This is a genomic window from Streptomyces liliifuscus (assembly GCF_016598615.1).
Taxonomy (GTDB): Bacteria; Actinomycetota; Actinomycetes; order Streptomycetales; family Streptomycetaceae; genus Streptomyces; species Streptomyces liliifuscus.
Window position 1 is genome coordinate 4,573,746 of the sequence record NZ_CP066831.1, and the last position, 25,085, is coordinate 4,598,830.

At 70.6% G+C, this 25,085-nt stretch carries 18 protein-coding genes and 1 riboswitch; of the genes, 4 read left to right on the plus strand and 14 right to left on the minus strand.

The genetic code is table 11. The features are described 5' to 3' along the window. Positions 1–292 precede the first annotated feature (292 nt). The 3 genes from JEQ17_RS19290 to JEQ17_RS19300 form a co-directional block, all read right to left on the minus strand. Complete coding sequence (locus JEQ17_RS19290) at positions 293–994, minus strand: transglycosylase family protein (protein WP_200396391.1); 702 nt, start codon at positions 992–994, stop codon at positions 293–295. 4 nt (positions 995–998) lie between these two features. Then, a riboswitch (cyclic di-AMP (ydaO/yuaA leader) is annotated at positions 999–1,169 on the minus strand. A gap of 225 nt (positions 1,170–1,394) precedes the next feature. Further along, positions 1,395–2,327, minus strand: a complete 933-nt coding sequence (locus tag JEQ17_RS19295; RefSeq protein ID WP_200396392.1) for a LysM peptidoglycan-binding domain-containing protein — start codon at positions 2,325–2,327, stop codon at positions 1,395–1,397. Between the two features lie 200 nt (positions 2,328–2,527). Continuing rightward, the gene (locus tag JEQ17_RS19300) at positions 2,528–3,823 is read right to left on the minus strand and encodes a cytochrome P450 family protein (protein WP_200396393.1); all 1,296 of its coding nucleotides are present in this window, start codon (positions 3,821–3,823) and stop codon (positions 2,528–2,530) included. Between the two features lie 183 nt (positions 3,824–4,006). Here JEQ17_RS19300 and JEQ17_RS19305 point away from each other — a divergent pair, with 183 nt between their 5' ends. Next, positions 4,007–5,227, plus strand: a complete 1,221-nt coding sequence (locus tag JEQ17_RS19305; protein WP_200396394.1) for a globin domain-containing protein — start codon at positions 4,007–4,009, stop codon at positions 5,225–5,227. Positions 5,228–5,304: 77 nt separating this feature from the next. Here the strand turns inward: JEQ17_RS19305 and JEQ17_RS19310 are convergent, their stop codons facing one another. The 5 genes from JEQ17_RS19310 to JEQ17_RS19330 all read right to left on the minus strand — a co-directional run bounded on the left by JEQ17_RS19310 (position 5,305) and on the right by JEQ17_RS19330 (position 11,620). Then, entirely contained in the window at positions 5,305–6,297 is a 993-nt protein-coding gene (locus JEQ17_RS19310; protein ID WP_407700064.1) for a nucleoside triphosphate pyrophosphohydrolase, read from the minus strand. A 60-nt stretch (positions 6,298–6,357) separates the two neighbouring features. Continuing rightward, positions 6,358–7,005: a SurA N-terminal domain-containing protein gene (locus JEQ17_RS19315; RefSeq protein ID WP_200396396.1), complete on the minus strand. Its 648-nt coding sequence runs from the start codon at positions 7,003–7,005 to the stop codon at positions 6,358–6,360. A 266-nt stretch (positions 7,006–7,271) separates the two neighbouring features. Then, positions 7,272–8,753: a serine/threonine-protein kinase gene (locus JEQ17_RS19320; protein WP_260695320.1), complete on the minus strand. Its 1,482-nt coding sequence runs from the start codon at positions 8,751–8,753 to the stop codon at positions 7,272–7,274. A gap of 38 nt (positions 8,754–8,791) precedes the next feature. Beyond that, positions 8,792–9,403 (minus strand): hypothetical protein, encoded by a 612-nt coding sequence (locus JEQ17_RS19325; RefSeq protein ID WP_200396397.1) that lies wholly within the window; start codon positions 9,401–9,403, stop codon positions 8,792–8,794. 153 nt (positions 9,404–9,556) lie between these two features. Continuing rightward, positions 9,557–11,620 carry an N-6 DNA methylase gene (locus JEQ17_RS19330; RefSeq protein ID WP_200396398.1) on the minus strand — a complete coding sequence of 688 codons (2,064 nt, stop codon included), beginning with the start codon at positions 11,618–11,620 and terminating at the stop codon, positions 9,557–9,559. Positions 11,621–11,812: 192 nt separating this feature from the next. On the opposite strand from JEQ17_RS19330, the gene JEQ17_RS19335 reads away from it, so the two are divergent. Further along, positions 11,813–12,526, plus strand: a complete 714-nt coding sequence (locus JEQ17_RS19335; RefSeq protein ID WP_200396399.1) for a hypothetical protein — start codon at positions 11,813–11,815, stop codon at positions 12,524–12,526. A 171-nt stretch (positions 12,527–12,697) separates the two neighbouring features. Beyond that, complete coding sequence (locus JEQ17_RS19340) at positions 12,698–13,444, plus strand: hypothetical protein (protein WP_200396400.1); 747 nt, start codon at positions 12,698–12,700, stop codon at positions 13,442–13,444. Between the two features lie 88 nt (positions 13,445–13,532). On the opposite strand, the gene JEQ17_RS19345 is transcribed toward JEQ17_RS19340, so the two are convergent. The 3 genes from JEQ17_RS19345 to JEQ17_RS19355 all read right to left on the minus strand — a co-directional run bounded on the left by JEQ17_RS19345 (position 13,533) and on the right by JEQ17_RS19355 (position 16,354). Beyond that, positions 13,533–14,276: a GNAT family N-acetyltransferase gene (locus JEQ17_RS19345; RefSeq protein WP_200396401.1), complete on the minus strand. Its 744-nt coding sequence runs from the start codon at positions 14,274–14,276 to the stop codon at positions 13,533–13,535. 170 nt (positions 14,277–14,446) lie between these two features. Further along, positions 14,447–15,184, minus strand: a complete 738-nt coding sequence (locus JEQ17_RS19350; protein WP_200396402.1) for an HNH endonuclease family protein — start codon at positions 15,182–15,184, stop codon at positions 14,447–14,449. Positions 15,185–15,451: 267 nt separating this feature from the next. Beyond that, complete coding sequence (locus tag JEQ17_RS19355; RefSeq protein WP_200396403.1) at positions 15,452–16,354, minus strand: SCO6745 family protein; 903 nt, start codon at positions 16,352–16,354, stop codon at positions 15,452–15,454. Between the two features lie 117 nt (positions 16,355–16,471). On the opposite strand from JEQ17_RS19355, the gene JEQ17_RS19360 reads away from it, so the two are divergent. Continuing rightward, positions 16,472–17,185, plus strand: a complete 714-nt coding sequence (locus JEQ17_RS19360) for a TetR/AcrR family transcriptional regulator (protein WP_200396404.1) — start codon at positions 16,472–16,474, stop codon at positions 17,183–17,185. 44 nt (positions 17,186–17,229) lie between these two features. Here the strand turns inward: JEQ17_RS19360 and mfd are convergent, their stop codons facing one another. The 3 genes from mfd to JEQ17_RS19375 all read right to left on the minus strand — a co-directional run bounded on the left by mfd (position 17,230) and on the right by JEQ17_RS19375 (position 24,654). Next, a complete protein-coding gene (mfd, locus tag JEQ17_RS19365; protein WP_200396405.1) occupies positions 17,230–20,784 on the minus strand; it encodes a transcription-repair coupling factor in 3,555 nt (1,184 codons plus the stop codon). A gap of 502 nt (positions 20,785–21,286) precedes the next feature. Continuing rightward, entirely contained in the window at positions 21,287–23,869 is a 2,583-nt protein-coding gene (locus tag JEQ17_RS19370; protein WP_200396406.1) for an ABC transporter permease, read from the minus strand. Continuing rightward, entirely contained in the window at positions 23,866–24,654 is a 789-nt protein-coding gene (locus tag JEQ17_RS19375; protein ID WP_055613522.1) for an ABC transporter ATP-binding protein, read from the minus strand. The genes JEQ17_RS19370 and JEQ17_RS19375 overlap by 4 nt, the downstream gene beginning before the upstream one ends. Between the last annotated feature and the right edge of the window lie 431 nt (positions 24,655–25,085).

Genomic DNA, 25,085 nt, shown 5'->3' on the forward strand with positions numbered 1-25,085 from the left:
GAACAAAGCGAGAGGGAAGCGCGGGAACGCCGAAGAGGCGAGCGCGGGAACGAAAAAGCCCCGCCCCGGTGCGTACGGGGGAACACGCACCGGAGCGGGGAGCCCGTGGGGGACGGGGGTGGCCCTCACGAGGCCTCCACTATGGGGGACACGGATGTGAGGGCGCTGTGGTTCAGCCGCGATTCGAATATGGACCGGAGATCCGGCCGAGGCTGAGCGGCCAGGGCCTCGGCCGTCACATGAGATGACATGACGTCCGGACGATCGAAGTGGGGGTCGCGGCCGACGGGTGTCAGCTGAGGTGCAGCTGCTGGCCCGGGAAGATGAAGTCGGCGTCGTCGACGATGTCGTCGTTCAGCTTGTACAGCTTCTCCCAGCCGCCCTTGACGTTCTTCTTCTCGGCGATCTCGCTGAGGGTGTCACCCTTGACGACCTTGTACTCGCCGTCACCCTTCTCGACCTTCTTGCCGGTCGGGGTCTCGACGGTCTTCTTCGCGGTCGAGCGCTCCTGGGAACGCGAGGCGCGCTCCTCGGAGGACTTGGTGCTCTGCTGCGGCTGCGACTGCGAGGTGCCCTGGCCGGAGTTGCCCGAGTTCGAGGGAGCCGGGGCGCCACCGGTCGAGGCGCCGGACAGGCCCACGCCACAGCTCGGCCAGGCACCCTTGCCCTGGCCCGCGAGAACCTTCTCGGCGACGGCTATCTGCTCGGACTTGGAGGCCTGGTTGGCGGTGGAGGCGTACGCCGAGCCGCCGTACGCGGCCCAGGTGGAGGCCGAGAACTGCAGGCCGCCGTAGTAGCCGTTGCCGGTGTTGATCGACCAGTTGCCGCCGGACTCGCACTGGGCGACGGCGTCCCACTCGGAAGCGGTGGCGGCGGAGGCTCCCGTGGCGCCCATCAGCGGGACAGCGACGGCGGCGGTGGTGACGCCGGCCAGCGTGGCGATACGGCTGGCCTTGGACGGGCGGCGGTGCTTGCCCTTGCTCGAAAGCAGCATGAAGTGATCCCCTCACCGACGCCTGCGAGGTGAGCTGTCGGGTTCGGGCCGAGTGAGTTGCCCGGCCGCGCGACACTGCTGTCACGCGGCTTAACCCCAAGCCGTACCTGGCCTCAACGACCGGGTCCGGCACTTACCTTGGGTCCCCCGCTCCTGCCTACGGCGCTTGACGCGACGACTGTTCCCGTACGGCCGCTGGCAGGATTCGGCGTTGCGACCGTCGGGGCTCACCAGTGGCGAGCGGTCACGACCGTAGACACGCGATCCGCCGAATTTCAAAGACGATCAGGGTCTTGAGATCCATGTCTCACTTTCACCAAATCGGACATTCGGCGCGAACTACCGCTGTTTTTCGCCCGATTCGACGCCTTGATGACCACATGGCACACCGCGCGGACCGCTACTTGTCGGCCGTCTGCAGGCCCTCCACGTCGAGGCTCTGACCGGGGATGATGAAGTCCGGGTCGTCGCCGACGGCTTCCTTGTTCTCGGCGTAGAGCGCCCGCCATCCGCCCTCGACACCAAGGGAGTCGGCGATCCCCGAGAGGTTGTCCCCGGAACGCACGGTGTACGAGCCCTCGGCGGCGACGCGCGACTCGCTGTCGCTGCGCGAGGCGTGCCGGCCGGCGGAGTCGTCCGCGCGGGAGTCGGTGGCACCTTCGTCGGCACTGCCGCCGCGGTGACGGCCCGAGCCGGTGTCTTCCGTTCCCGAACCCTCGGCCGAAGCCTCCCCGTTCTGGGACGACTTGTCCGGGTCGTCACTCTTTGCGGTGGCGTCCGTGGACGAGCTGTCGGAATCCTGTGAATCGGCACTGTCGCCGCTGCCGCTGGACGAGTCGGACGAACTGGATGAACCAGACGTGTCGGACTTCGTCCCACTGCTGTCACCCATACCCAAGCCGGACAGCGGGGTGGAGGATTCCTCCGCGACCCCCGTGTCGACGTCGGCCGAGTCGGAGTTCTGCGTCAGACCCGCGACGAGACCGCAGGTCGCCCAGGCACTCGTGCCCTTGGCCGCGAGGATCTTCTCGGCGACGGCTATCTGCTGCGAACGACTGGCCTGGTCGGCGCTCGGCGCGTAGTCGAGGCCGCCGTTGTCCTCCCAGGTCTCCTGGGTCATCTGGAGGCCGCCGTAGTACCCGTTGCCGGAGTTCGCGCTCCAGGAGCCGCCGCTCTCGCACTCCGCGACCGCGTCCCAGGTGGTACCGCTCGCGGCGCTCGCGCCGGTCGCGCCGAGCAGAGGGATCGCGATGGCCGACCCGGTCACGCCCGCCGCGACGAGGAGAGCCGGAGCCTGACGGGGGCGACGGTGACGACCGTTCCCGGAGAGCATGCGGTTGCCTTTCGCGTGACAGCAAGGACTGCGCACAGCGCACAGCCCGACGACTGCGCTTGTGACTACTGCGGCAGGTGGGACCGGCCGCATTGATGGGTGAACGTATAGGCAGTCGAACTCTTGTCACAAGTCGATGCAGCGCAGATAACGTGAAGATCACAAACTTGACGGAGTCTCATGTTCCGTCGACCCGTCTGCTAGTCCGTACGGACCTTCCCCGAAGGGGCGAACTCCACCGGAAGCGTGCGCAATCCCCGCATGATGAGCCCTCCACGCCATCGCAAATCGGCGGAATCTCCCGCGAGTTGCAGATCCGGGAGGCGGGTGAGGAGCGTGGCCAGCGCGGTCTGGCCCTCCAGCCGGGCGAGGGGTGCGCCGAGGCAGTAGTGGATGCCGTGGCCGTAACCGAGGTGCTGGTTGTCACGGCGGGACAAGTCAAGGGTGTCAGGCTCGGCGAACCGGGCGGGGTCGCGGTCGGCGGCGGCGAGCACGACGAGTACGGGATCGCCGGCGGCGATGTCCTGCCCGCCGACGCTCAGCGGTTCGGTGGCGAACCGCCAGGTGGCCAGTTCCACGGGCCCGTCGTAGCGGAGCAGTTCCTCGACACCGGTCGCGAGAAGGTCCGTACGGCCGGCCGCGAGGGAGTCCTGGAGCTGCTTCCGCTGCTCGGGGTGGGTGAGGAGCGCGTACGTGCCGTTGCCGATCAGGTTCACCGTCGTCTCGAACCCGGCGAACAGGAGGATGAAGGCCATCGCGGCGGCCTCGTTCTCGGTGAGGTGCTCGCCGTGGTCGGAGGCCCGGATGAGACCGGAGAGGAGGTCTTCGCCCGGGGCGGGCACCTCTGTCAGCTCCTCGCGCTTGCGGTGGATGAGCTCGGCGAGATAGCCGCGCATCTTCTTCACGGACCGCGCCACGCCCCCGCGCGGCCCTCCCCCGTGCCGGATCATCATCCCGGCCCAGTCCCGGAAGTCGTCCTGGTCCTCGCTCGGTACGCCCAGCAGATCGCAGATGGCGTAGATGGGGAGCGGAAACGCGAACTCGTGAATGAGGTCGGCCTCCCCCTTCTCCACGAACCCGTCGATGAGCCGGTCGGTCAACTCCTGCACCCGGGGAGCGAATTCGGCCACTCGCCGAGGTGTGAACGCCTTGCTGACGAGCCGCCGGAGCCTGGTGTGGTCCGGCGGGTCGATGTTGAGGAGGTGCGTCATCAGCTCGGCCTTGCGCTCGCCGGGGATACCGGTCTTCCCCTTCGCGTGCGCGGGCTCGTCGTGATGGGCGGGATTCTTGCTGAGCCGGCCGTCGGCCAGGGCCTGCTTGGCATCCGCGTACCGGGTGACCAGCCAGGCCTCCACTCCGCTGGGGAGTTTCGTCCGGTGCACGGGGGCGTGCTCCCTGAGCCAGGCGTACGCCGGGTAGGGGTCGGTCGCGAACTCCCAGGTGAAGAGTTCCGGGGCAGGTTCCCCGGCGGGGGGCTTGGCAGGTGTTTCCGTCACACCTCGACCGTATCGGGAGGGGTGGGGGGAGGCGGTTCGGTGGGCGGCGAGGGCCGGGCATGGCCCGACTCGGCCACTCTCCGAATCGGGCTCCGCTCCGCAGCTTGCACTGTTTGTTGCAGAACGTCCCTGAATCACCTGCTCCTTGACCCCATGAGCCGGAAACTCCATACATTCGCGCCCGTGGACCCCGATCTCCTCCGGACCAGTTTCGCGGTCGTCGAAAGGCGAGCCGAATTCGCGGCCAAGTACTTCTACTCGCACCTCTTCTGGCACCACCCCGATGTCCGCGCCCTGTTCCCGCTGGATTTCCCGGAGGACATGGAACGTCAGCGGGACCGTCTGTTCGCCGCGTTGACGCTGGTCGTGGGGCGCCTGGGGGAACCGGGGATGCACGAGTACCTGTGGGAGCTGGGGCGGGACCACCGGAAGTATCTGGCGCGGCCGGAGCACTACGCGGCGGTGGGCACGAGCCTGATCGCCGCGTTCGCCGCCGTGTCGGGAACGGCGTGGAACACCGAGGTGGAGAAGGCCTGGGACGAGGCGTACGCCGTGATCGCGGACGCCATGATGGACGGCGCGTGGGAGGCGGAGAGCCGGGGGGAGCCGCCCTGGTGGGACGCCGAGGTGCTCGACCGCACCAGGCACGGGGACGACCTCGCCGTGCTGAAGCTGCGCCCCCACCGCCCCCTCCCCCATCTGCCCGGCCAGTACGTCAGCGTCAACAGCCCTCGCGTCCCGGGCGTCTGGCGCCCCTACTCCCTCGCCAACGCACCCCGTCCCGACGACACCCTCGACCTGCACGTCAGCCTCGTCGAGGACGGTGTCCTGTCCACCGAGCTCATCCGCCGCACCCGCGCGGGCGACGTCCTGCGGCTCGGCGCGCCCGGTGGCCGGCTGACCCTGCGTACGCCGGTGGAGCGGCCCGTCACCTTCATTGCCGCCGGTACCGGGTGGGCCCCGGTGAAGGCGCTGCTGGAGCAACTGGCGTGGGAGCCGGGCTCGTACGACGAGGCCCGGCTCTTCGTGGTCGCCCGGGACACCGCCTACTTGTACGACCGGGCCGCGCTCGGGGAGTTATGCACGCGGCTGCCGCATCTCGATGTCACCGTAATAACGCCCGCGCCCGGCCGGCCGAAGGCCCAGGCCACCGGCCGGCTGCTGACAGCACTGGGCAATCGGGCCAACTGGGCCCGCCATGACGTCTATCTGGCCGGTCCGCCCAGGCTGGTCGACGAGACCGCCGAGGTCCTCCCCGTACTCGGCGCCGACCCCGAGCGCGTCTTCTGCGACGACCTGCCGCCCACCGACCGGGGACAGGCCCGCCCGCTGGGCCCGGGCGAATGGCTCCTCCACCGCCCCCGCCCGCACTGGCACAACCCGTCGGCGCGCGCCCCGGACTGAGCCCGCCATGAGCGCCCCAAAAGGGCGCGGGGAACTGCGCGACCAGCCACAGTCGGCCCGCACTTCTCAGACAGCACTCAGCGGAGCGTCTCGCGTACTCGTATCGCATCCCGGTAGGCCCGCGCCGCCACCCTGAGCGCCGCCTCCGGGTCCACCCCGTCCGTCTCGGCGCGCACCGCCAGTGCCAGTAGTTCGTAGCCGACGCCCTCGCCCTGGGGCAGCGGCACTTCCAGGCCCGCCGTGCGCGCGCGGGATGCCAGCTTGGCGGCGAGTGCGAGGCCGGGCTGGCCGAGGGGGACGCCCTCGGTCACGGATGTCCGCTGCTTCTCGACGGCCTTGGTGCGCAGCCAGTGCTCCTTTACCTCCTCGGGGGTCGAGGCGGTCTCGTCGCCGAAGACATGCGGGTGGCGGTGGATGAGCTTGGTGACGATGCCGCCCGCCACGTCGTCGATGGAGAAGGGCTCCTCCCCGTCCTCCGGGCGGCCCTCCTCGGCGATCCGGGCGTGGAAGACGACCTGGAGCAGAACGTCGCCGAGTTCCTCGCGCAGTTCGTCGCGGTCGCCCTCCTCGATGGCCTCGACGAGTTCGTACGCCTCCTCGATGCCGTATTTCGCCAGGCCCTTGTGGGTCTGCTGGGACGACCAGGGGCACTCGACGCGGATGCGGTCCATGACCTGGACGAGGTCGAGGAGGCGGGCGCCCGGGAGGTCGTACGACGCGGGGAGCAGTTCGAGGTCGGGCATCTGGACGCGCCCGGAGCCCGCCAGCCGGGCCAGGCCGTCGGTCAGGCGTGGCTCGCCCTCGCCGGTGGCCACGACGACGACCGTGTGCCCGCCTGCGCAGGTGTCGACCAGGTCCTCGGCGGTCGGCGCGGACTCGTCGACCCGGATGCCCGCCTCGCGCAGGTACGGCAACTGGGGGTGTGTGCCGTCCGCGCACAGGACGCGGTCGGCACCGTGCAGCGCCTGCCAGGCGGGCCAGGACAGGAGTCCGGGCGCGACTCGGTGGCTGGTGGTGAGCAGGACGATGCGCCCCGGGCTGGATGCGTTCACACACCGAACGTAACCCACGCCACCGACATCAAGGTCACGTGTCGTGAACAGGGCAGGGTCACGACATGACCGGACCGGTTACGCCGTTTCCTTGCTTCCCGACGAGGTGACCTCGCGCAGCCAGGGCAGCTTGGCGTCGACGCGGCTGCTCTTCTCCACGTCCCAGTCGCCGTAGCGCGGGTTGAGGTCGACGTCCATCTTCTTGGACGCCTCGGACAGTGCCTTCCAGAAGGCGGGCTGGCTGGTGTCCGTGCCGAGTGCGGCGGCGAGCTTCTGGGCCTCGATCTGGACGCGGAGGTTGTCGTCGAGCCGCTCGGGCGCGACCCCGTACTGCTGGAGCCAGGCCACTTCCAGTGCCTTCGCGTCGCCCGCCTGCTTCTCCAGGTCGCCGCGGAAGCTCTGGACCTCCTTGCGGGTGACGGTCACGCCGGCGTCCTGTGCGGCCTGGTGCAGGACGCGGTCGAGGACCATGCCGTGCAGGGTGTCGCGGGTGAGGCCGCCGGACTTGGCGATGGCCTGTTCGTACTGCGCTTCGCCCGTGGTGGCCGCCCGCTGCGCGGACCGTACCTCGTTCACCCGGTTCTCCAGCTGGGAGACGGTGATGCGGTCGCCGCCGACGACGGCCGCGGCACCGGGATGCGCGTCGTTGCCGCAGGCGGAGAGGAGGGGGGCCGCGGTGACGAGCGCGGCGGAGAGGAGGAACGCGGTGCGACGGCGGCGGTGCAAGGAGACCTCCTGTAGGAGCTTGTGCGACGGTGCACAAAGTCTTGCGGTGATCGATGGTAGGCAGGGGACCGGCTCTCGGCCACCCATTCGACCCAACGATTCGCCAGGACTTCGGGCACCGTCCCCGGGCCGTCTCCATCCTCACGCCGCACAGCGGTCTCAGCCGGTGATCGCCACCGGCGCGTCCCAGGCATCGCGGACCCGTCAGGTCCGGGCGCCGCGGAACCGTCGCGCGCGGCCGGCGGGGTCCCGTCGGACGGGTGCGGTCAGCCGCGGACCTGTCCCAGCCATTGCAGGGTCCGGCTGATCTCGGCGACCAGCGGATGGCCGGGGCCCCGCAGCCGTTCGACGTCGTACTGGAGGCGGGCCAGTGTGTCGTGGGCGGCGGCGCGGTCTCCTAGGGCGAGCAGCAGGTGGCCGATACGGCGGCGGACTTCGAAGGACAGCTCGGCGTCCTGGGCGACGTACTGGTTCTCGTAGTACGGGAGCAGCGCGCGGTATTCGGCGAGCGCGGCGGCCGGTTCGCCGAGCTGTTCCAGGCACTGGGCGGCCTCGTAGCGGAAGCGCAGGGACTGCGGGTCGGCCTGGCCGGCCTCGGCGGCGCGTTCGTCGGCGAGGTGGCGCAGTTCGGGCAGGGCGCGGCGGTACTGGCCGTCGTCCATGAGCGTGGCCGCGTACTGCTTGCGCAGGGTGCGGACGACGGGTGAGTGCTCGCCGTGCTGGGCGGCGGCGGCCGGGAGGATGCCGCCGAGGATGTCGACGGCCTGGGTGATGCGGCCCTCGCCGAGGAGGCGCTTGACCTCGTCGACGGCTCCCGCGACATCGGGCTTCTCGGCGGCCGGGGTGGCCTGCGGCTGGGCCGCGGGGGTCCTTGCGCGGTCCGGCCAGGGGGCGTGCGGGCGCAGGAAGGGTCGGGTGGGGTCGAGCGGGCCGCCGGACGGGATCCCGCGCGCGGGAAGCAGGGGCAGCAGTTGCTCGTACGTCTCCTGTGCGGAGTCCGGGCGGTGCTGCGGGTCCTTGGAGAGCAGCCGCAGCACGAGCGCTTCGAGCGCCTCCGGGACCTCGGGGCGCAGTCGGCGGACCGGGAGGGGCGGTTCGTAGAGATGGCGGTGGAGGACGCCGAGGGCGGTGGAGCCCGAGAACGGCACGTCTCCGCTGAGGAGTTCGTGCATCAGCACCCCGAGCGCGTACAGATCCGTGTACGGCCCGACGGCGCCGCCCATCGCCTGCTCGGGGGCCATGTAGGCGGGCGAGCCGATGGGTGAGCCGGTGTGGGTGAGGCGGGTGGTGTCCGTGTCCATGACCGACGCGACGCCGAGGTCGAGGACGGTGACCGTGCCGTCCTGCTTGACCATCACGTTCCGCGGCTTGAGGTCGCGGTGGACGATCGGCACGGCGTGCACCGCGGACAGTACGGCGCACAGCTGGGCGGCGACCGAGACGGCCCACTGCCAGGGGTACGGGTCGTGTTCGGCGAGGTGGTCGGAGAGGTCCGCGCCGTCGACGTACTGCATGACGAGGAACAGCTCCTCGCCCTCGCTGCCCGCGTCATGGACGGTGACCAGGCCGGGGTGGTCGACCTGGGCGGTGACACGGCACTCGCGCACGAAGCGGCGGCGCAGTTCGTCGGCCTCGGCACCCGCGACCTTGTCCGGGCGCAGCAGCTTCACGGCGACGCGCCGGTCGAGGCGTTGGTCGTACGCCGTCCACACCTGGCCCATGCCGCCCTGTCCGATGAGCGTGGACAGTTCGTAGCGGCCGGTGATCACACGTCCCGACGCCACGGTCACCTGCCGTCCTCGTGCTTGCGGAGATAGTCACTCAGCTCGTCGAGCTCGGCGCGCACCTGGTCGATCCGGGCGGGCGCGGGGCGCTGCGGCGGCGGGGTCGGGGTGGGCGTGCCGGGCTGGGGCGTGGCGGGCTGCGGTGTCGGCGCCATCGGGGGCACCGGGGTGTGCGGGCCTGTGGAGGCGGTGTACGGCGACTGCTGCTGCGGGTAGCCGTACACGGGCGACGGGGGCTGCTGGTGCTGCGCGTAGCCCGCCGTCGCGTAGTTGAGCTGGTGGAAGTGGCGGATGTCCGCCGCCAGGTAGTACGAGATCACGACCACGAGCGAGCCGAAGAGCAGGGCGAGGCCTAGCCAGCCGCCGACGGTGTGGACCTCGTCGCCGGGCTCGGTGCCGAGCAGGACGAGGCCGAGGATCTCGGCCGCGAGGGTGGCCACGAACAGGCCCCAGTCGAGGGACTTCCGGGTCACGAGTGCCAGGCGCAGCATCATCGTCCAGCCGAGCAGGCCGAAGCTGCACACCGAGATCACCACGAAGAACACGCGCAGGAAGACCAGCAACCCGGTCGAGGGTGGCGGCTTCACCGGCTGCGCCTGGCCGTGGCCTTGCATGGTTGCTCCTGGAGGCCTGATGAGGACGGACGAAGGTCGGACGGAGGACGAACCTACGAGTTGGAAGTCCGAGCGTATAGGCCGACAAGGACAACTGTTCCCGGGTTGTACCGAACCGTTGTCGTGCTGATCACTCCGTCCGCCCCAAGCGTCTCAGGCGGGCTCGACCGTGCCGTCCGTCAGGCCGTCGTACATGCCCCGCACCAGCTGTTCGCCGAGGCGGCCGGCCAGTCGTAGCGCCTCCTCGAACTCGGCGAGCGCCCGGAACCGTTCGCCGTACGTGCGCTGCTGGTCCAGTGGCAGCCGGGGCACCTGGAGGCGGCGGACGTCGAGGCGGGTCGCGGTGGACGCGTAGCTGCTGGCCTGGCGGTTGTTGGCGGTGCCGCGCAGGAAGCCGGCGAGGAACCACGGGTCGATGGCGACCGGGTCGGGCCGCAGCAGCGCGAGGTTGCGGCCGAGGGCGGCGCCCGCGGTCGCCTCGTCGACCACGCGCGCGATGGCGCCGCCGCCGAGCACGGGGACGACGACGTCCCCGGGTTCGGTGAGGACCGGTTCCTCGTCGCTCTCGGGCAGCGTTCCGGAGGGCGCTGTTCCGGCGAGGACGTCGTGGTCGGTGAGAACGGGCACGCGCGCGTGGCCGCCGTTTCCGCCCGTACGCAGCTGGAGTGCTCCTCCGCGCGCGAGTTCGCCGATCGTGGTGAGCGGCCAGCGGGTGGGCGGGCGCGGGTCGGCGGCGGGCGGGGTGAGTTCGCCGGTGAGCCGGAGGGTCTCGCCGAGACGGTCGCGTACGTCGGCGAGCCGCTCGGTGCCGCCGCCCGCCGCGGGGGGCGGCAGATGGCGGGCCGGGGCCAGGTCCACGTCGTCGTCGAGGAGTTCGATGACCGGCAGCGAACGGCTGAGTCCCGGCTGTTCGGGCGCGGTGCCGGTGCGGTCGAAGGGACGCCAGGCGTCGAGGACCGCGGTGCGCACGGACTGCCAGTCGAGGCCGCCGCGACTGTCGGCCGTGAACACACCGGTGTCGGCGAGCAGCACCTCGGGCTGCGCGGGATGCGCCGTGAGGGCGGGCCTGCGCAGCACCCACAGATGCAGCGGGAGGTTGTACGGGGGCGCCGCGCCCGGCGGCAGGGCGATCACCGCGCGCAGGGCGCCGCGGCGCAGCAGGTCGGCGCGGATACGGCGGCCGGAGCGGCGGGAGGCGGCGGCCGGGGGCATCAGGAGGACGGCGATACCGCCTTCCTTGAGGCGGGCCAACGCGTGCTGGACCCAGGCCAGTTCGGACTCGGTGCGGGCCGGGAAGCCGTACTCCCAGCGGGGGTCGTAGGCGAGCTCGTCGTGGCCCCAGTTGCGCTCGTTGAACGGCGGATGGCACAGGACCGCGTCGGCCCTGAGGGTGCCGTACGTGTCGTCGCGGAGGCTGTCGGCGGCGGCGGTGCGCACGGTCGTCACGGTGGCCTCCGCGTGGAGGGCGAGGCGCAGTGCGGTGAGGGCGGCCAGTTCGGGGGCGCTGTCCTGGCCGTACAGGTGCTGGTCCTCGATGCCCGACGCTCCCTGCGCTGCGGCCACCGCGCGCAGCAGGGCGCCGGTGCCGCACGCCGGGTCGAGGACGGTACGGGCGGTGCCCGCGAGGTCGGTCATCAGGGCGGCGAGGCCGGTCGGTGTGAGCGTGTACTGGCGCGGGTTGGCGTCGAGGTGCCGTCCGAGCAGGAACTCGTACGCCTTCCGGGTGCCCAGCTCGGCCGCGAGGTCGGCGGCGCCGCGCAACAGGGGGGCGGACGGGAGCAGTTGGGCGGCGGTCGGCGTGTCGACGGCCCGTTTGCGGACCAGGCCGAAGCGTGGGGTGAGTACCTGGTCGAGGGGCGCGGGCAGCAGTTCGGCGAGGCGCGCGTCGGAGCCGGCGCTCAGCTCCAGCCAGACCGTGGGGCGGTCGTTGACGAGCAGGAGCGCGCAGCCGACATGGACGAGGGCGGTGACCGGGCCCTCCGGGTGACCGGCGAGCTGCTGCCATACGCGCTCGCGCAGGGGCACCTCGGCGAGCTTGCCCTGGGTGCGCAGCCAGGTCTCGACCTCGGTGAGCGCGAAGGAGGGGCTGGTCTCGGTGCCGCCGACGGGTTTGGGGAAGTCTGCGTGGCGGCGGCGCCAGTTGCTGACGGCGGCCCGGCCGACTCCGGCGAGCCTGGCGATGCCCGCCGCGGTGACCTCTGTCGCGTTGTCCTGCACCCGCACGGCTCCCCTCGTCCTGGTGTGTGGCGTCGAGCATACCGACGCACGTGACAACAACCCATTCACGGCCGTGTACTCACTCATCCTTGTGAACCGTGTTGACTCGGTTCACAAGCTCTGCTGTGATTGACCCATCGGATGAACGGCGGCCGAAAACGGCGGCCGTCACCTCTGGGGGAGGGGACTGTCATGGGCGCCAAGGGCAAGATCGCGCTGGGGGTCGTCGTGAGTGTCGTCGTCATCGGCGCGGTGTCGGCGAACGCGGGGGACGACGGGGACAGCGGTTCCGGCGGCAACGGCAAGGACTCCGCGGCCTCCGCGGAGCGCGAGTCCGGCACGAAGTCGGACACCAAGGCGGACACGGGAACGAAGAAGGACGCCAAGGCGGGCAAGGCCGGGACGAAGGTGGCGTTCCAGGGCGACGGCGACTTCGAGGTCGGCACCGACGTCAAGCCCGGCACCTACCGCACCACGGGCAACGCGGGAGGCCTCTGCTACTGGGAGCGCGCCAAGGACGCCTCGGGCGAGATGGACTCGATCCTCGCCAACGACAACGTCAGCGGCACCAGCTACGTGACGATCCCGGCGGGCGACAAGCTCTTCAAGTCGAGCGGCTGCAAGGACTGGGAGGCCGTCGACGCGAAGGCCACCGGCACACCGGCCGCGCTGGTCAAGGGCGACGGCGGGATGCACAGAGTCGGCGTCGACATCGCTCCCGGCACCTACAAGTCCACCGGCAACACCGACGACCTCTGCTATTGGGAGCGCACCAAGGACGCCTCGCACGCCATGGAGTCGATCCTCGCGAACAACAACGTGTCCGGCACGGCCGTCGTGACCGTCGCCGCGGGCGACGCGTACTTCAAGACCACGGGCTGCAAGGACTGGAAGAAGACCGGCTGACACCGCCGCACACCGCCGTCCCCGCAGAGCGGCCGACACCCGCCGCGTCCGCGCCCGCGCGCCTTCTCTCCACCGCTCCGCGCGCCCTCGCGCCTCGCGCCTTCGCGCCGTCTCCTCTTCCCCTCTCTTCTTTCTCTTCTTCTCTTCACCTCGACACTTCAAGGAACTGTCATGCGTCGCACCGCACTTGCCGCTCTCTGCCTCGCCGCCACGGCCGCCGCCTCGCTCACCGGCTGCCTGCCCGGGGAGGAGAAGGCGGACAGCAAGCCGAAGGGCCCGTTCGCCGGGCAGACCGGCGGCGAGATAGCCGACCAGGCCGTGAAGGCCACCTCGAACGCCTCGTCGCTGCGCATGAAGGGCGACATCAAGGACGACGACGGCAGCCGCGTCGGCCTGGACATGGCCCTCGACAGAAAGGGCGAGTGCGCGGGCACGATGAGCGCGAACGGCCAGGGCAAGGCCGACCTCGTCAAGACCGGCGACACCCTCTACATGAAGTACGACGAGAAGTTCCTGCGCGCCCAGAGCGACGGCGCGTCCAAGGAGGAGACCGACGGAGTCGTGGCCATGCTGGCCGGCAAGTGGACCAAGATGTCCGCGACCGGTTCGGACGCCAAGGACATCGCGAGCTTCTGCGATCTCGACACCGTGCTCGCGGACTTCAAGGACGTCAACTCCGACGCCACCCGCGGGAAGACGACCACGGTCGACGGCACCCCGGCGATCGTCCTGCACGAGAAGGACGGCAAGGACACCTACACGCTCTACGTCGCCACCGAGGGCAAGCCCTACCTGCTGAGGGTCGTCAGCAAGTCCGCCGAGGACCCGGGCACGGTCACCTTCGGCGACTTCGACACCCCGGTCCCGGCCGAGAAGCCCGCGGGCAAGGTCATGGACCTGGACGCGATGGGCGGCTGACGGAAGCCGCCGCCCGGTCCGACCGAATCCGATGGGCGCGCCTTCAGGGGCGCGCCCACGAGGCGTGCCCCCTCTGAAGGCACACGCCTCAAAGCGCGTGCCGCACCCACACGTTGGGCTCGACGTACACCGCGTACCCGCGGCGCGGTTCGCAGTGGACCGGCACCAGTGCGCCGGGCACCTCGACCTGGCCCTCCTCGTCGAAGGGCAGCCCCGTCCACGCCCGCCACTCGTCGAGCGACGCCGCCACGGTCATCGACGCCGGTGCCACCGCCTCGATGCGCGCGCCCGCCCGGACGTGGACCCGCAGCCACGGGTCGTGCGGCAACCCGTCACCGCGCGTCCGGAACGCGTACTCCGCCATCTCCGTACGCGGCTCCAGATGCTTCGCGCTCGGCCGCACCGGGGCGACGACCTCGTCGAAGCCCTGGGCCCGGGCGTTGTCACGCATCGCGGAGAGCATGCGGGCCGACAGGCCGCTGCCCTGGGCGTGCGGGGCGACGACGATCGAGATCGCACTCACCGTGTCCGGGGCGACGCCGTGGCGCCGGTCGGAGAACGCCCACACCAGCACCTCGTCCCAGCCCCGCGCCGGCAACTCGCCCCGGTCCTCGTCCGCGAGGGCGAACGGCACGCTGTAGGCGTGCGCGACCACCTCTCCGCGCTCGTCCTCGGCGAACAGCACGTACTCCGGCAGCTCGGTGGCGATGCGGCCGTAGTGCGCGTTGCCGACGGGGTCGTTGCGCAGGAACTCGGGCCAGGTGTCCGCCATTCCCGTCACCCGGCCGTGCATCTCGGGCCGCTCGGCGAGGCTCGATACCTTCAGCTCCATGCGGGACACGGTAGGCGCCGACTCGGCCGGTGCGGAACGGATTTATCTCCGCGGATCCGGCCCAACCACGCGCGCCGGCCCACTCGGCCGCTCACCCGGCTCGGCCCACTCACCCGGCTCGGCCCACTCAGCCGCTCACCCCAGTCGGCCCACTGCCCCCGCTCGGCCCCTCAGCCCGCGTGGAACCGCTTCGGTGCCTGTGTCGAGGTCCCGCCGGAAGGAAGTTTCTGTCCCGGGCAGCCGGACAGCACCCGCTTCATGGCGTCCCTCTCGGCGCCGGTGACCCACAGCTCGTACTTCTTCTTCACGGCCACCTGTCGGGCCACATACGTGCAGCGGTACGCCTTGTGGGGCGGGAGCCAGGTCGCCGTGTCCCCGTCGCCCTTGCTGCGGTTGCGGCCGGCGTCGACGGCGAGGAGGTTCAGCGGGTCGTTGGCCAGCGCTATCCGCTTGCTCGGGTCCCACTTCTGGGCACCCTTCTGCCAGGCGTCCGACAGTGCGACGAGGTGGTCTATGTCGACCTCGCTGCGGCCCCCTCGTACGAAGGTGACGTCCTTGTCGGTGTACGGGTCGGGGTCGAGCTTCCCTGAACTCACCTCGCAGTCGCCGTCGCTGAACTTCACCTCCTTCAGGTCCCGTTTGAGGATGTCGTCGCGGGTGTCGCAGCCGTTCGTGTCCGTGTCGGCCCAGGGGCTGCCGAACTTGTCCCGGTCGTATCCCGTCATGGGCGCCCGCCCCTTGACGGTCAGTCCGTCGACGGCGGTGAGGGCGGCTCCACCGGCGCCCGTGCCCGCGCTCGCGCCCGCCGCCGAGTCCTCGGGGCCGGCGGAACCCGGTGTCTCCACGGTGCAGCCGGTCGCGGCGAGCAGCAGTACCGCGGCTCCGGCGACCCTGGTCCAGAGCGTCACGGCGCTCCCTCCCCTTGCTTGCCCCGGTCCGCCCCGAGCGGGCGGTCCCTGAGCCTCACCGTACTGGCGGAAAGGGTGGCGCAATAACAGGCAGCGAACGGGCTTCTTCGGACTTCAACGGGCAAGTGGTGTACGACCGGCGTGACAGCGGTGGTGACCGGTGGTCGGAACGTGCGCCGGGCCCCCTCAGCCCTCCGCACACGGCCACAGCGCCGACCCCGCCGCCGAGCCCCACCCACCTTCCCGCCCCACCCACCTTCTCGATCCTCACACCTTCCCGATCCCCAACGTCGTCTCCGAAGGCAGCAGCCCCGACCCGAGGACCGCGACCCAGAACTCCCCCAGCAGATCGGCGAGTCGACCGGTGTCGTCCGGGCCCAGCGCCCGCCAGGGTGCGGCGGCCAGTTCGTCGGTGTGCCGCTCCACCTCCTGGCGGAGGGCACGGCCGGCGTCCGTCGCGGTGCCGTCGGCGGCCAACAGTCCGCGCGCGACCAGCCGTTCACTCGCCGCAGCCCACTCCCCCGCGTTCCACCCCCGGCTCACGAACCGCTCCACGGACGCGGCACCTATCGCCGCGAACGAGACGAGCGACTCGACGGGGTCGAGGCCCGCGACGAGCAGCGCGGCCAGATGTCCGTCACCGCGGTGCTCGCGCAGGATCGTCGCCGCGTGCCACAACTGCTGATGAGGGGCCTCCGGCCAGGACAACTCGGCGTTGGCTGCGGCCAAGGGCCGGCCGGCCGTGTTCACCGACTCGGCCGCGCGGCGGGCGAGCGCGGCGGCTTCCGCAAGCTCGGGACTGTCGACCCGGTCGCCGAATATCGCTCGATACGCCCGATCGATGCCCCGCCCCCTGGCGCCCAGCACCTTCCCGGGTTCGGCCGTCCGCCACGCACGATCCATGTGCTCGGCGACCATGCGAGGGCTGAAGCTGTAGAAGGCGGAGGCCACACGCTCGCTCCCGACGGCGCCCAACGGGGCTGCACGCAACGGAAAGTAGCTCGGCCAGCGGTCCCCGACGTCGAAGCCGAGCGCGGCCGCCTCCTCGAAGACCTCCGGCGCGTAGTAGAGCACGGCATGCAGAGGCTCGATCAGATGCCACATCTGCCGCACCCTGCCGAGCCCGACCCCACCGCCGCCCAGCACCGCCTCGCCCGCGTTCACAGACATGACGTACCCCCTTCGCCCGTTTCGGTCGTCCCCCGACCGTCCGACAACTTGACACTGTCCAGATTGCCCGACCTCACCAAACTTGTCAATGCCTAGATTGGGCGTACGCTGCTGACCATGACGAAGAGCCCCCGCACGCCGTCCACCGGGCGCACCAGCCCCTCCGGACCGGCCGAGCCCTCCGAACCGTCCGGACCCGCCGAGCCGTCAGCCACCAAGCCCGGCGGACGCCACGCCTACCACCACGGCGACCTGCGTCGCGCGATCGTGACGGCCGCGCTCGACGTCATCTCCGCCGAGGGCCCCTCCGCGCTGAGCCTGCGGGACCTGGCCCGCCGCGCCGGCGTCTCGCACGCGGCGCCGGCCCACCACTTCAAGGACCGCACGGGTCTGCTGACGGCGATCGCGGCGGAGGGCTACGGACTGCTGGCGGCCACGCTCGCGGAGGCCGCGGATCTGAAGGACGCGGGCGTGCGCTACGTCCGCTTCGCCCGCGAGCACCCGGCCCACTTTCAGGTGATGTTCACGCCGGAGCTGCTCCGCGGCAACGACCTTGAGTTGACGACGGCCCGCGCCCTCGCGGGCGAGCGCCTGCGCGACGCCGTATCCGAAGTCTCCACCGCGTCCGAAGTCTCCACCGCGTCCGCCGCCTCCGCCGTCCCGCCCGAGGGCCGCGGCGCCGACGCCCGCCTCGCCGGTGTGGCCGCATGGTCCCTGGCCCACGGCTTCGCCACACTCCTGCTCAGCCACAACCTGGACGGACCGGTGGGCGACCAGGACCCGGAGGACGTCTTCCGCACGCTCAGCGGAATGCTCTTCCGGGCCACCTGACCTTCCGGCCGCACCCTTCCGCCGACGTAGTCCGGCGGGTCTCGTCAAGACCCCAGAATCGAAGCCAGGAACTCCCCGGTCCACCCCAGCAACTCCCGCCCGACCAGCGGCTTGCCGCCCACCTTCGCCGTCTTCGGGCGGGGCACCAGCAGCTGATGTGCGGCCGGCTTGATGACGGTCCCCGGATACAGCCGCTTGAGGCGCAGCTCCTGCGACTCCCTCAACTCCGCCGGTGCGAAACGGATGTTGTTGCCCTGGAGGACGATCTCGCCGACACCGCACGCACGCGCGAGCATCCGCAGACCCGCCACCAGCAGCAGGTTCTCCACCGGCTCGGGCAACTTGCCGTAGCGGTCGACAAGTTCCTCGCGTACCGCCTTGACGTCCTCCTCGGAGTTGACCGAGGCGATCGAGCGGTATGCCTGGAGGCGCAGCCGCTCGCCGGGGGCGTAGTCGTGCGGGACGTGCGCGTCGACCGGAAGCTCGATCTTGACCTCCAGCGCCGGCTCCTCCACGACGCCGCCCTCCAGAGAGGCGCGGTAGTCCGCGACCGCCTCGCCGACCATGCGTACGTACAGGTCGAAGCCGACGCCGGCGATGTGGCCCGACTGCTCGCCGCCCAGCAGGTTTCCGGCGCCGCGGATCTCCAGGTCCTTCATCGCCACGTACATGCCCGCGCCCATCTCGGTGTGCTGGGCGATGGTGGCGAGACGCTCGTGGGCGGTCTCCGTGAGGGGCTTCTCCGGCGGGTAGAGGAAGTACGCGTACCCGCGCTCGCGGCCACGGCCCACCCGGCCGCGCAGCTGGTGCAGTTGGGAGAGGCCGAAGTTGTCGCCACGCTCCACGATCAGGGTGTTCGCGTTCGAGATGTCGATGCCCGATTCGACGATCGTCGTGGAGACGAGGACGTCGAACTTCTTCTCCCAGAAGTCGACGACGACCTGTTCCAGGGACTGCTCGGACATCTGGCCGTGGGCGGTCGCGATGCGCGCCTCCGGGATGATCTCGCGCAGTCGCGCCGCCGCCCGGTCGATGGACTCGACGCGGTTGTGGATGTAGAAGACCTGGCCCTCGCGGAGCAGTTCACGGCGGACGGCCGCGCCGATCTGCTTCTCCTCGTACGGGCCGACGAAGGTCAGGACCGGGTGACGCTCCTCCGGGGGTGTCGTGATCGTCGACATCTCCCTGATGCCCGTCACCGCCATCTCCAGGGTGCGCGGGATCGGGGTCGCGGACATCGTCAGTACGTCCACGTTGGCGCGCAGCTTCTTCAGCTGCTCCTTGTGCTCGACGCCGAACCGCTGCTCCTCGTCGACGATGACGAGCCCGAGGTCCTTGAACCTGGTCTCGGAGGAGAAGAGGCGATGCGTGCCGATCACGACGTCGACGGAGCCCTCGCGCAGGCCCTCCAGGGTCGCCTTCGCCTCGGTGTCCGTCTGGAAGCGGCTCAACGCCCTTACGTTCACGGGGAATTGGGAGTAGCGCTCGGAGAACGTGCCGAAGTGCTGCTGCACCAGCAGGGTGGTGGGGACGAGGACGGCGACCTGCTTGCCGTCCTGCACCGCCTTGAAGGCCGCGCGGACCGCGATCTCCGTCTTGCCGTAGCCGACGTCGCCACAGACCAGGCGGTCCATCGGGACCGTCTTCTCCATGTCCTCCTTGACCTCGGCGATGGTGGTGAGCTGGTCGGGCGTCTCGACGTACGGGAACGCGTCCTCCAGCTCGCGCTGCCAGGGCGTGTCGCCGCCGAAGGCGTGCCCGGGGGCGGCCATCCGGGCGGAGTACAGCTTGATGAGGTCGGCGGCGATCTCCTTGACCGCCTTCTTCGCGCGCGCCTTGGTCTTCGTCCAGTCGGCGCCGCCGAGGCGGTGGAGGGTCGGGGCCTCGCCGCCCACGTACTTGGTGATCTGTTCCAACTGGTCGGTGGGGATGTAGAGGCGGTCGCCGGGCTGGCCGCGCTTGGCCGGCGCGTACTCGACCACCAGGTACTCGCGGGTCGCGCCCTGGACCGTCCGCTGCACCATCTCGATGTAGCGGCCGACGCCGTGCTGCTCGTGGACGATGTAGTCGCCGGCTTCGAGCGTGAGCGGGTCGATCGTCTTGCGGCGGCGGGCCGGCATCCGGGCGCCGTCCTTGCCGGCCGCCTTCTGGCCGGAGATGTCGGTCTCCGTGAGCACGGCGAGCTTCAGCGCCGGGTCGACGAATCCGTAGTCGATGGAGCCGCAGGCCACCTGGACGATGGAGGGGGCGAGCGCGGCGAGGTCCGACTCCAGGCGGGCCGCGATGCCCTCGCCGCCGAGCACCTCGGCCGTACGGGCCGCCGGGCCGTGGGCCTCGGTGACGAACACCGTGCGCCAGCCGTCCGCGAGCCAGCCCTTGGTGTCGGCGAGGGCCTTCGCGGTGTCGCCGCGGTATGTCTCGGGCGCGTGCATGCCGAGCTTCAGCGTGTCCGCGTCCCCCGCCGCGCCACCGGCATCCGTGAACGTCTCGTCGGCGGCGAACGGCGACACCGACCACCACATCATGTCCAGCTCGCGGGCCCGGTCCCGTACGTCCGCGATGCCCCACAGGGACGCCGCGTCCACGTCGATCGGGGCCTCGCCGCCGCCCGCGGTGGCCGCCCAGGACGCCTGGAGGAACTCCTGCGAGGTCGCCACCAGGTCCGAGGCGCGTGTACGCACCCGCTCCGGGTCGCAGACGACGGCCATGGAGCCCTTGGGCAGGACGTCGATGAGCAGTTCCATGTCGTCGACGAGGACGGGCGCGAGGGACTCCATGCCCTCGACCGCGATGCCCTCGGCGATCTTGCCCAGCAGTTCGCCCAGCTCGGGGTGGGCCTCGGCCAGCCGGGCCGCTCTCTCCCGTACGTCGTCCGTGAGCAGCAGCTCGCGGCAGGGCGGCGCCCACAGTCCGTGCGCGGCGACCTCCAGGGACCGCTGGTCGGCGACCTTGAAGTAACGGATCTCCTCGACGTCGTCGCCCCAGAACTCCACGCGCAGCGGGTGCTCCTCGGTGGGCGGGAAGACGTCCAGGATCCCGCCGCGTACGGCGAACTCGCCGCGCTTCTCGACCAGCTCGACCCGTGCGTACGCCGCTGCCGCGAGGGCCGCCACGATGTCACCGAGGTCGGCGGTCTGGCCGGTCCGCAGGGCCACGGGCTCCAGGTCGCCCAGGCCCTTGACCTGCGGCTGGAGGACCGATCTGACGGGAGCGACCACGACGGAGACCGGACCGGTCTCCGGGTCGTCGGGGCGCGGGTGCGCGAGCCGGCGGAGGACGGCGAGCCTGCGTCCCACGGTGTCACTGCGCGGGGACAGGCGCTCGTGGGGCAGCGTCTCCCAGGACGGGTACTCCACGACTCCGTCGGCCGGCAGCAGCGACCGCAGTGCCGCCGCCAGGTCCTCGGCCTCGCGGCCCGTGGCCGTCACGGCCAGCACCGTGCGGCCCGCCTCGCGGGCCAGCGCCGCCACGGCGAACGGGCGGGCCGCGGGCGGGCCCACCAGATCGACGTGCATACGGTTGCCGTCGCCGGCGGCCTTCACCGCTTCGGTGAGTGCGGCGTCCTTGACGACGGCGTCGAGCAGACCGTGCAGGCTCATGAAGAGGTTTCCATCCGAGGATCCGAGGGAGCAACGCGAACCGCCCGACACGTCTGACGGGCCGGGGGTGTCCAGGGTACGACGCCGGGGTGCGCCCCGCCCGCGCCTGTGGACACCACGGGATTCTTCGCCCCCGCCGCCCCTACCCATTCCCGTCCCTGACTCAGGGGCTCCGCCCCCGAACCCCCGCATCGCGCCACCGCGCTCGTCCTCAAACGCCGGACGGGCTGAGATGTGGGCGGGGGCTGATGGGGGTGGGTGGGTCGACCGTGGGTGGGTGGGTGATCGGCCTGAACGGCCTCGTCCTCAAACGCCGGACGGGCTGAAGGCAGGGGCGCGGGGAACTGCGCGACCAGCCCCCACCGGACCCGCACCCGACACATCGCGGCAAGCAGCCCACGGCCCCGGAAAGGCCCGGTGCCGGCCAGTCCGAAGACTGGCCGGCACCGGGCTCCCCGCCCACCAAGACCCCCGTCCGTGGTGGGCCGCTCAGCCTGCGGAGCTAGTCCGTGGCGATCGCGTTCAGGACGTTCATCCGGCCCGCCCGGAACGCCGGGACCAGCGCGGCGAACAGGCCCACGAAGGCCGAGCCGATGAAGACGCCGATGATCGTCGGCCACGGGATCTCCAGGACCTTCAGGCCCTCCAGGGCGAGGAGCTTCTGGGCGGTGGCGCCCCAGCCCATGCCCAGGCCGAGGCCCAGCAGCGCTCCGAAGAGGGCGATGACGACCGACTCCAGGCGGATCATGCGGCGGAGCTGGCGGCGGGAGAGGCCGATGGCTCGCATCAGGCCGATCTCACGGGTCCGCTCCACCACCGACAGCGCCAGGGTGTTCACGACACCCAGGACCGCCACGATGATCGCGAGGGCCAGCAGGCCGTAGACCATGTTCAGGAGCTGGCCGATCTGGTCCTTGAGCTCCTGCTTGTAGTCGGTCTGGTCACGGACCTGGTACTGCGGGTACGGGTCCAGGGACTTCTTCAGGGCCGCGTACGCCGTCTTCTCCTGGCCGTCCTTGGCCTTGGCGAACATCATGTCGTTCGGCGGGATCTTGTCGGCCGGGACGTACTTCTCCACCGTGGAGATGTTCGTGTAGCGCGCGCCCTTGTCGATGGCCACGTCGTCGTTCGTGATCGCCGCGACCTTCAGCTCGGCGGTCCGGCCGTCCTTGAAGGCGACGGTCATCGTGTCGCCGACCTTCACACCGTGGTCCTTCGCGTAGCCGGAGCCGACCGACATCGCGTCCTTGCCGTACGCCGCCGACAGGTCACCGGCGGTCGTCTCGCGGCGCAGGTCGCTCGCGTACGTCGGGTCCGCGGCGGTCACGTCGCTGTCCTCGGTCTTGCCGTCGGGCGAGGTCAGCTTGGCCTCGACCTCCTTGTAGCTGGTGACGTGCTCCATGCCCGGCGTCGACTCGATGGCCTTCTGGGCCTGCGGCACGATCCGCTGGTTGCCCTGGACGATGAAGTCCGTGCCGACCGACTTGTCGAGCTCCTCGGTCGCGGAGGCCACCATCGAGGAACCGACCACGGAGAGGCAGGCGACCAGCGCGAGGCCGATCATCAGGGCCGCGCCGGTGGCGCCGGTGCGGCGCGGGTTGCGCAGCGCGTTCCGCTCCGCCAGCCGTCCCACGGGGCCGAAGCCACGCAGCAGGACCGCGCTGAGGGCCCGGACCACGCCGCCCGCGAGGAGCGGGCCGATGATGACGAACCCGATCAGCGAGAGCACCACACCGGCGCCGAGCATCATCGAGCCGTCGCTCGCCTTGTCCGCGCCTGCCGCCGTGAAGAGCGCGGCGCCGCCGGCTCCCGTGAGGAGGAGGCCGATGATCCCCCGGATCCAGCCGGCCTTGCCGTCGGCCGGCGTACCGGCGTCGCGCAGCGCGGCCATCGGGGAGACCTTGCCCGCGCGCCGGGCGGGCAGATAGGCGGCGAGCACCGTGACGACGACACCGAGGATCAGGCCGATGACCGGGGTCGTGGTCTTCACCGTCAGGTCGGCGGTGGAGAGGTTCATGCCGGCCATGGACATGAGCTTCATCAGGCCGATCGCGATACCGACACCCGCGGCGACACCCAGGATCGAGCCGATCACACCGAGGAACAGCGCCTCGATCAGCACGGACCGGTTGACCTGCTTGCGGGAGGAGCCGATCGCCCTCATCAGGCCGATCTCACGGGTGCGCTGGGCGACCAGCATCGAGAAGGTGTTGATGATCAGGAAGATGCCGACCAGGAAGGCGATTCCGGCGAAGCCGAGCATGGCGTACTTGATGACGTTCATGAACTCGCCGACGCCCTCGCGGTTCTCGTCCGAGAACTCCTTCTGCGTCTGGATCTTGTACGCCCCCGTGGCCTTCTCGGCACCGGCGAGCGCCGTGGTGACGTTCTGCTTGAGCTGCGTGTCGGTGACGCCCTGCGCCGCCGAGACGTTGATCTGCGTGAACCGGCCGGTGGAGCCGAGCAGTTCGCGCTGTGCGGTGGCGGTGTCGAAGTAGACGACGGCGGCACCGGGGTTGGTCACCTTGAAGGTGGCTATGCCGACGATCTTCGCCTTGAAGTCACCGGTGACGGCGATGGTGCGCAGCTCGTCACCCATCTTGAGGTCGTGCTTGTCCGCGGTGTCGGCGTCGACCATCACCTCGGTGGGCCCGCGCGGGGCGTGTCCGGAGGTGATCTCCATCGAACGCAGGTCGTTCTTCGTCCAGTTGCCCGCGATCGTCGGGGCGCCGGTGCTGGACCCCATGTTCTTGTTCTTGCTGTTGACGACGGTCACGTTCATCGAACTGACCGCGCCCTCGGCCGACTTGACGCCCTGCGCCTTCTGCGCCCGGGTGACGGTCGCCGCGGGCAGCGACTCCGGCTTGCCGTTCTGCGGGGTGTCGTCGGCCTTGGCCGCCTTGGGGGAGACCGTGACGTCGGCGGAGGTCGTCGCGAAGAGTTTGTCGAAGGTCGTGTTCATCGTGTCGGTGAAGACGAGCGTGCCGCACACGAAGGCCACCGAGAGCAGGACGGCGACGGCCGAGAGGGCCATCCGCCCCTTGTGCGCGAAGAAGTTGCGCATCGAGGTCTTGAAGACGGTCATGACGTGCGCCCCCGGGCGTCGAAGTCCTTCATGCGGTCCAGGACGGCGTCCGCGGTGGGCCGGTACATCTCGTCGACGATCCGGCCGTCGGCGAGATACAGCACACGGTCCGCGTACGAGGCGGCCACCGGGTCGTGCGTGACCATCACGATGGTCTGGCCGAGCTCGTCGACCGAGCGGCGCAGGAAGCCCAGCACCTCGGCGCCGGCGCGGGAGTCGAGGTTTCCGGTCGGCTCGTCACCGAAGATGATCTCGGGCCGGGCGGCCAGCGCCCGGGCCACGGCGACGCGCTGCTGCTGACCGCCGGAGAGCTGGTTGGGCCGGTGCTTGAGCCGGTCCTTGAGCCCGACGGTCTCCACGACCTGGGCCAGCCAGCCCTTGTCCGGCTTGCGGCCGGCGATGTCCATCGGCAGCGTGATGTTCTCCAGCGCGCTCAGCGTCGGCAGCAGGTTGAACGCCTGGAAGATGAAGCCGATGCGGTCCCGGCGGAGCTGTGTGAGCTTCTTGTCCTTGAGGCCGGTGATCTCGGTCTCGTCCAGGTAGATCTGCCCGGAGGAGACGGTGTCGAGTCCGGCGAGGCAGTGCATCAGCGTGGACTTGCCGGAGCCCGAGGGGCCCATGATCGCGGTGAACTGACCGCGTGCGATGTCCACGTCGACCTGGTCGAGGGCGACGACGCGGGTCTCACCGGACCCGTACGCCTTCACGACCTGCCGCGCCCGTGCCGCGACGGCCGTACGTCCTCCAGTGCTGCCGTGCCTGGGAATGGTTACAGCCGATGTCACGGTATGTCTCCTAAGTCGGACGCCCTTGAGGACGACGGGATCTGCGGTTGTCGTGTATGCCGTGCGGTCGTGTCGTGCGAAGTTCGTTCGCACCGCGCGGTGACGGTGTTCGTTCACGCCGTGCGGTTACAGCGATAAGTCTGGTGGCGGCAGGCGGTCCACCGCGCTGGTGCCCAGCGCAGTCTTCTGCTGGGGAAAACCCCACCCCGGCAGGTGCGGTACGCCGCCCCCCAGCGGCATAAAGCCAGGTTAAGGAGCGCTTTCGCCCCTCTCCTCCTCCGGCAGTACGAACCCTCCCCGGGCCGTAGTACGGAGGGCCCCCTAGGGGATCTCCACCCTTCGGTGGACCACCTCTCAGGGGCGCCTCCACCCACCGGCCAAGTCAGCGTCCACCCTCCCGTGGCGTGAGGATCAAGTGGGAGAGTGACTTC

Bases quoted from the DNA above. Each gene is read 5' to 3' on its own strand.
- JEQ17_RS19290 (WP_200396391.1), bottom strand. From the start codon at position 994: ATGCTGCTTTCGAGCAAGGGCAAGCACCGCCGCCCGTCCAAGGCCAGC.
- JEQ17_RS19295 (WP_200396392.1), bottom strand. From the start codon at position 2,327: ATGCTCTCCGGGAACGGTCGTCACCGTCGCCCCCGTCAGGCTCCGGCT.
- JEQ17_RS19325 (WP_200396397.1), bottom strand. From the start codon at position 9,403: ATGCAAGGCCACGGCCAGGCGCAGCCGGTGAAGCCGCCACCCTCGACC.
- JEQ17_RS19335 (WP_200396399.1), top strand. From the start codon at position 11,813: ATGGGCGCCAAGGGCAAGATCGCGCTGGGGGTCGTCGTGAGTGTCGTC.
- JEQ17_RS19340 (WP_200396400.1), top strand. From the start codon at position 12,698: ATGCGTCGCACCGCACTTGCCGCTCTCTGCCTCGCCGCCACGGCCGCC.
- JEQ17_RS19345 (WP_200396401.1), bottom strand. From the start codon at position 14,276: ATGGAGCTGAAGGTATCGAGCCTCGCCGAGCGGCCCGAGATGCACGGC.
- JEQ17_RS19355 (WP_200396403.1), bottom strand. From the start codon at position 16,354: ATGTCTGTGAACGCGGGCGAGGCGGTGCTGGGCGGCGGTGGGGTCGGG.
- JEQ17_RS19360 (WP_200396404.1), top strand. From the start codon at position 16,472: ATGACGAAGAGCCCCCGCACGCCGTCCACCGGGCGCACCAGCCCCTCC.
- mfd (WP_200396405.1), bottom strand. From the start codon at position 20,784: ATGAGCCTGCACGGTCTGCTCGACGCCGTCGTCAAGGACGCCGCACTC.
- JEQ17_RS19370 (WP_200396406.1), bottom strand. From the start codon at position 23,869: ATGACCGTCTTCAAGACCTCGATGCGCAACTTCTTCGCGCACAAGGGG.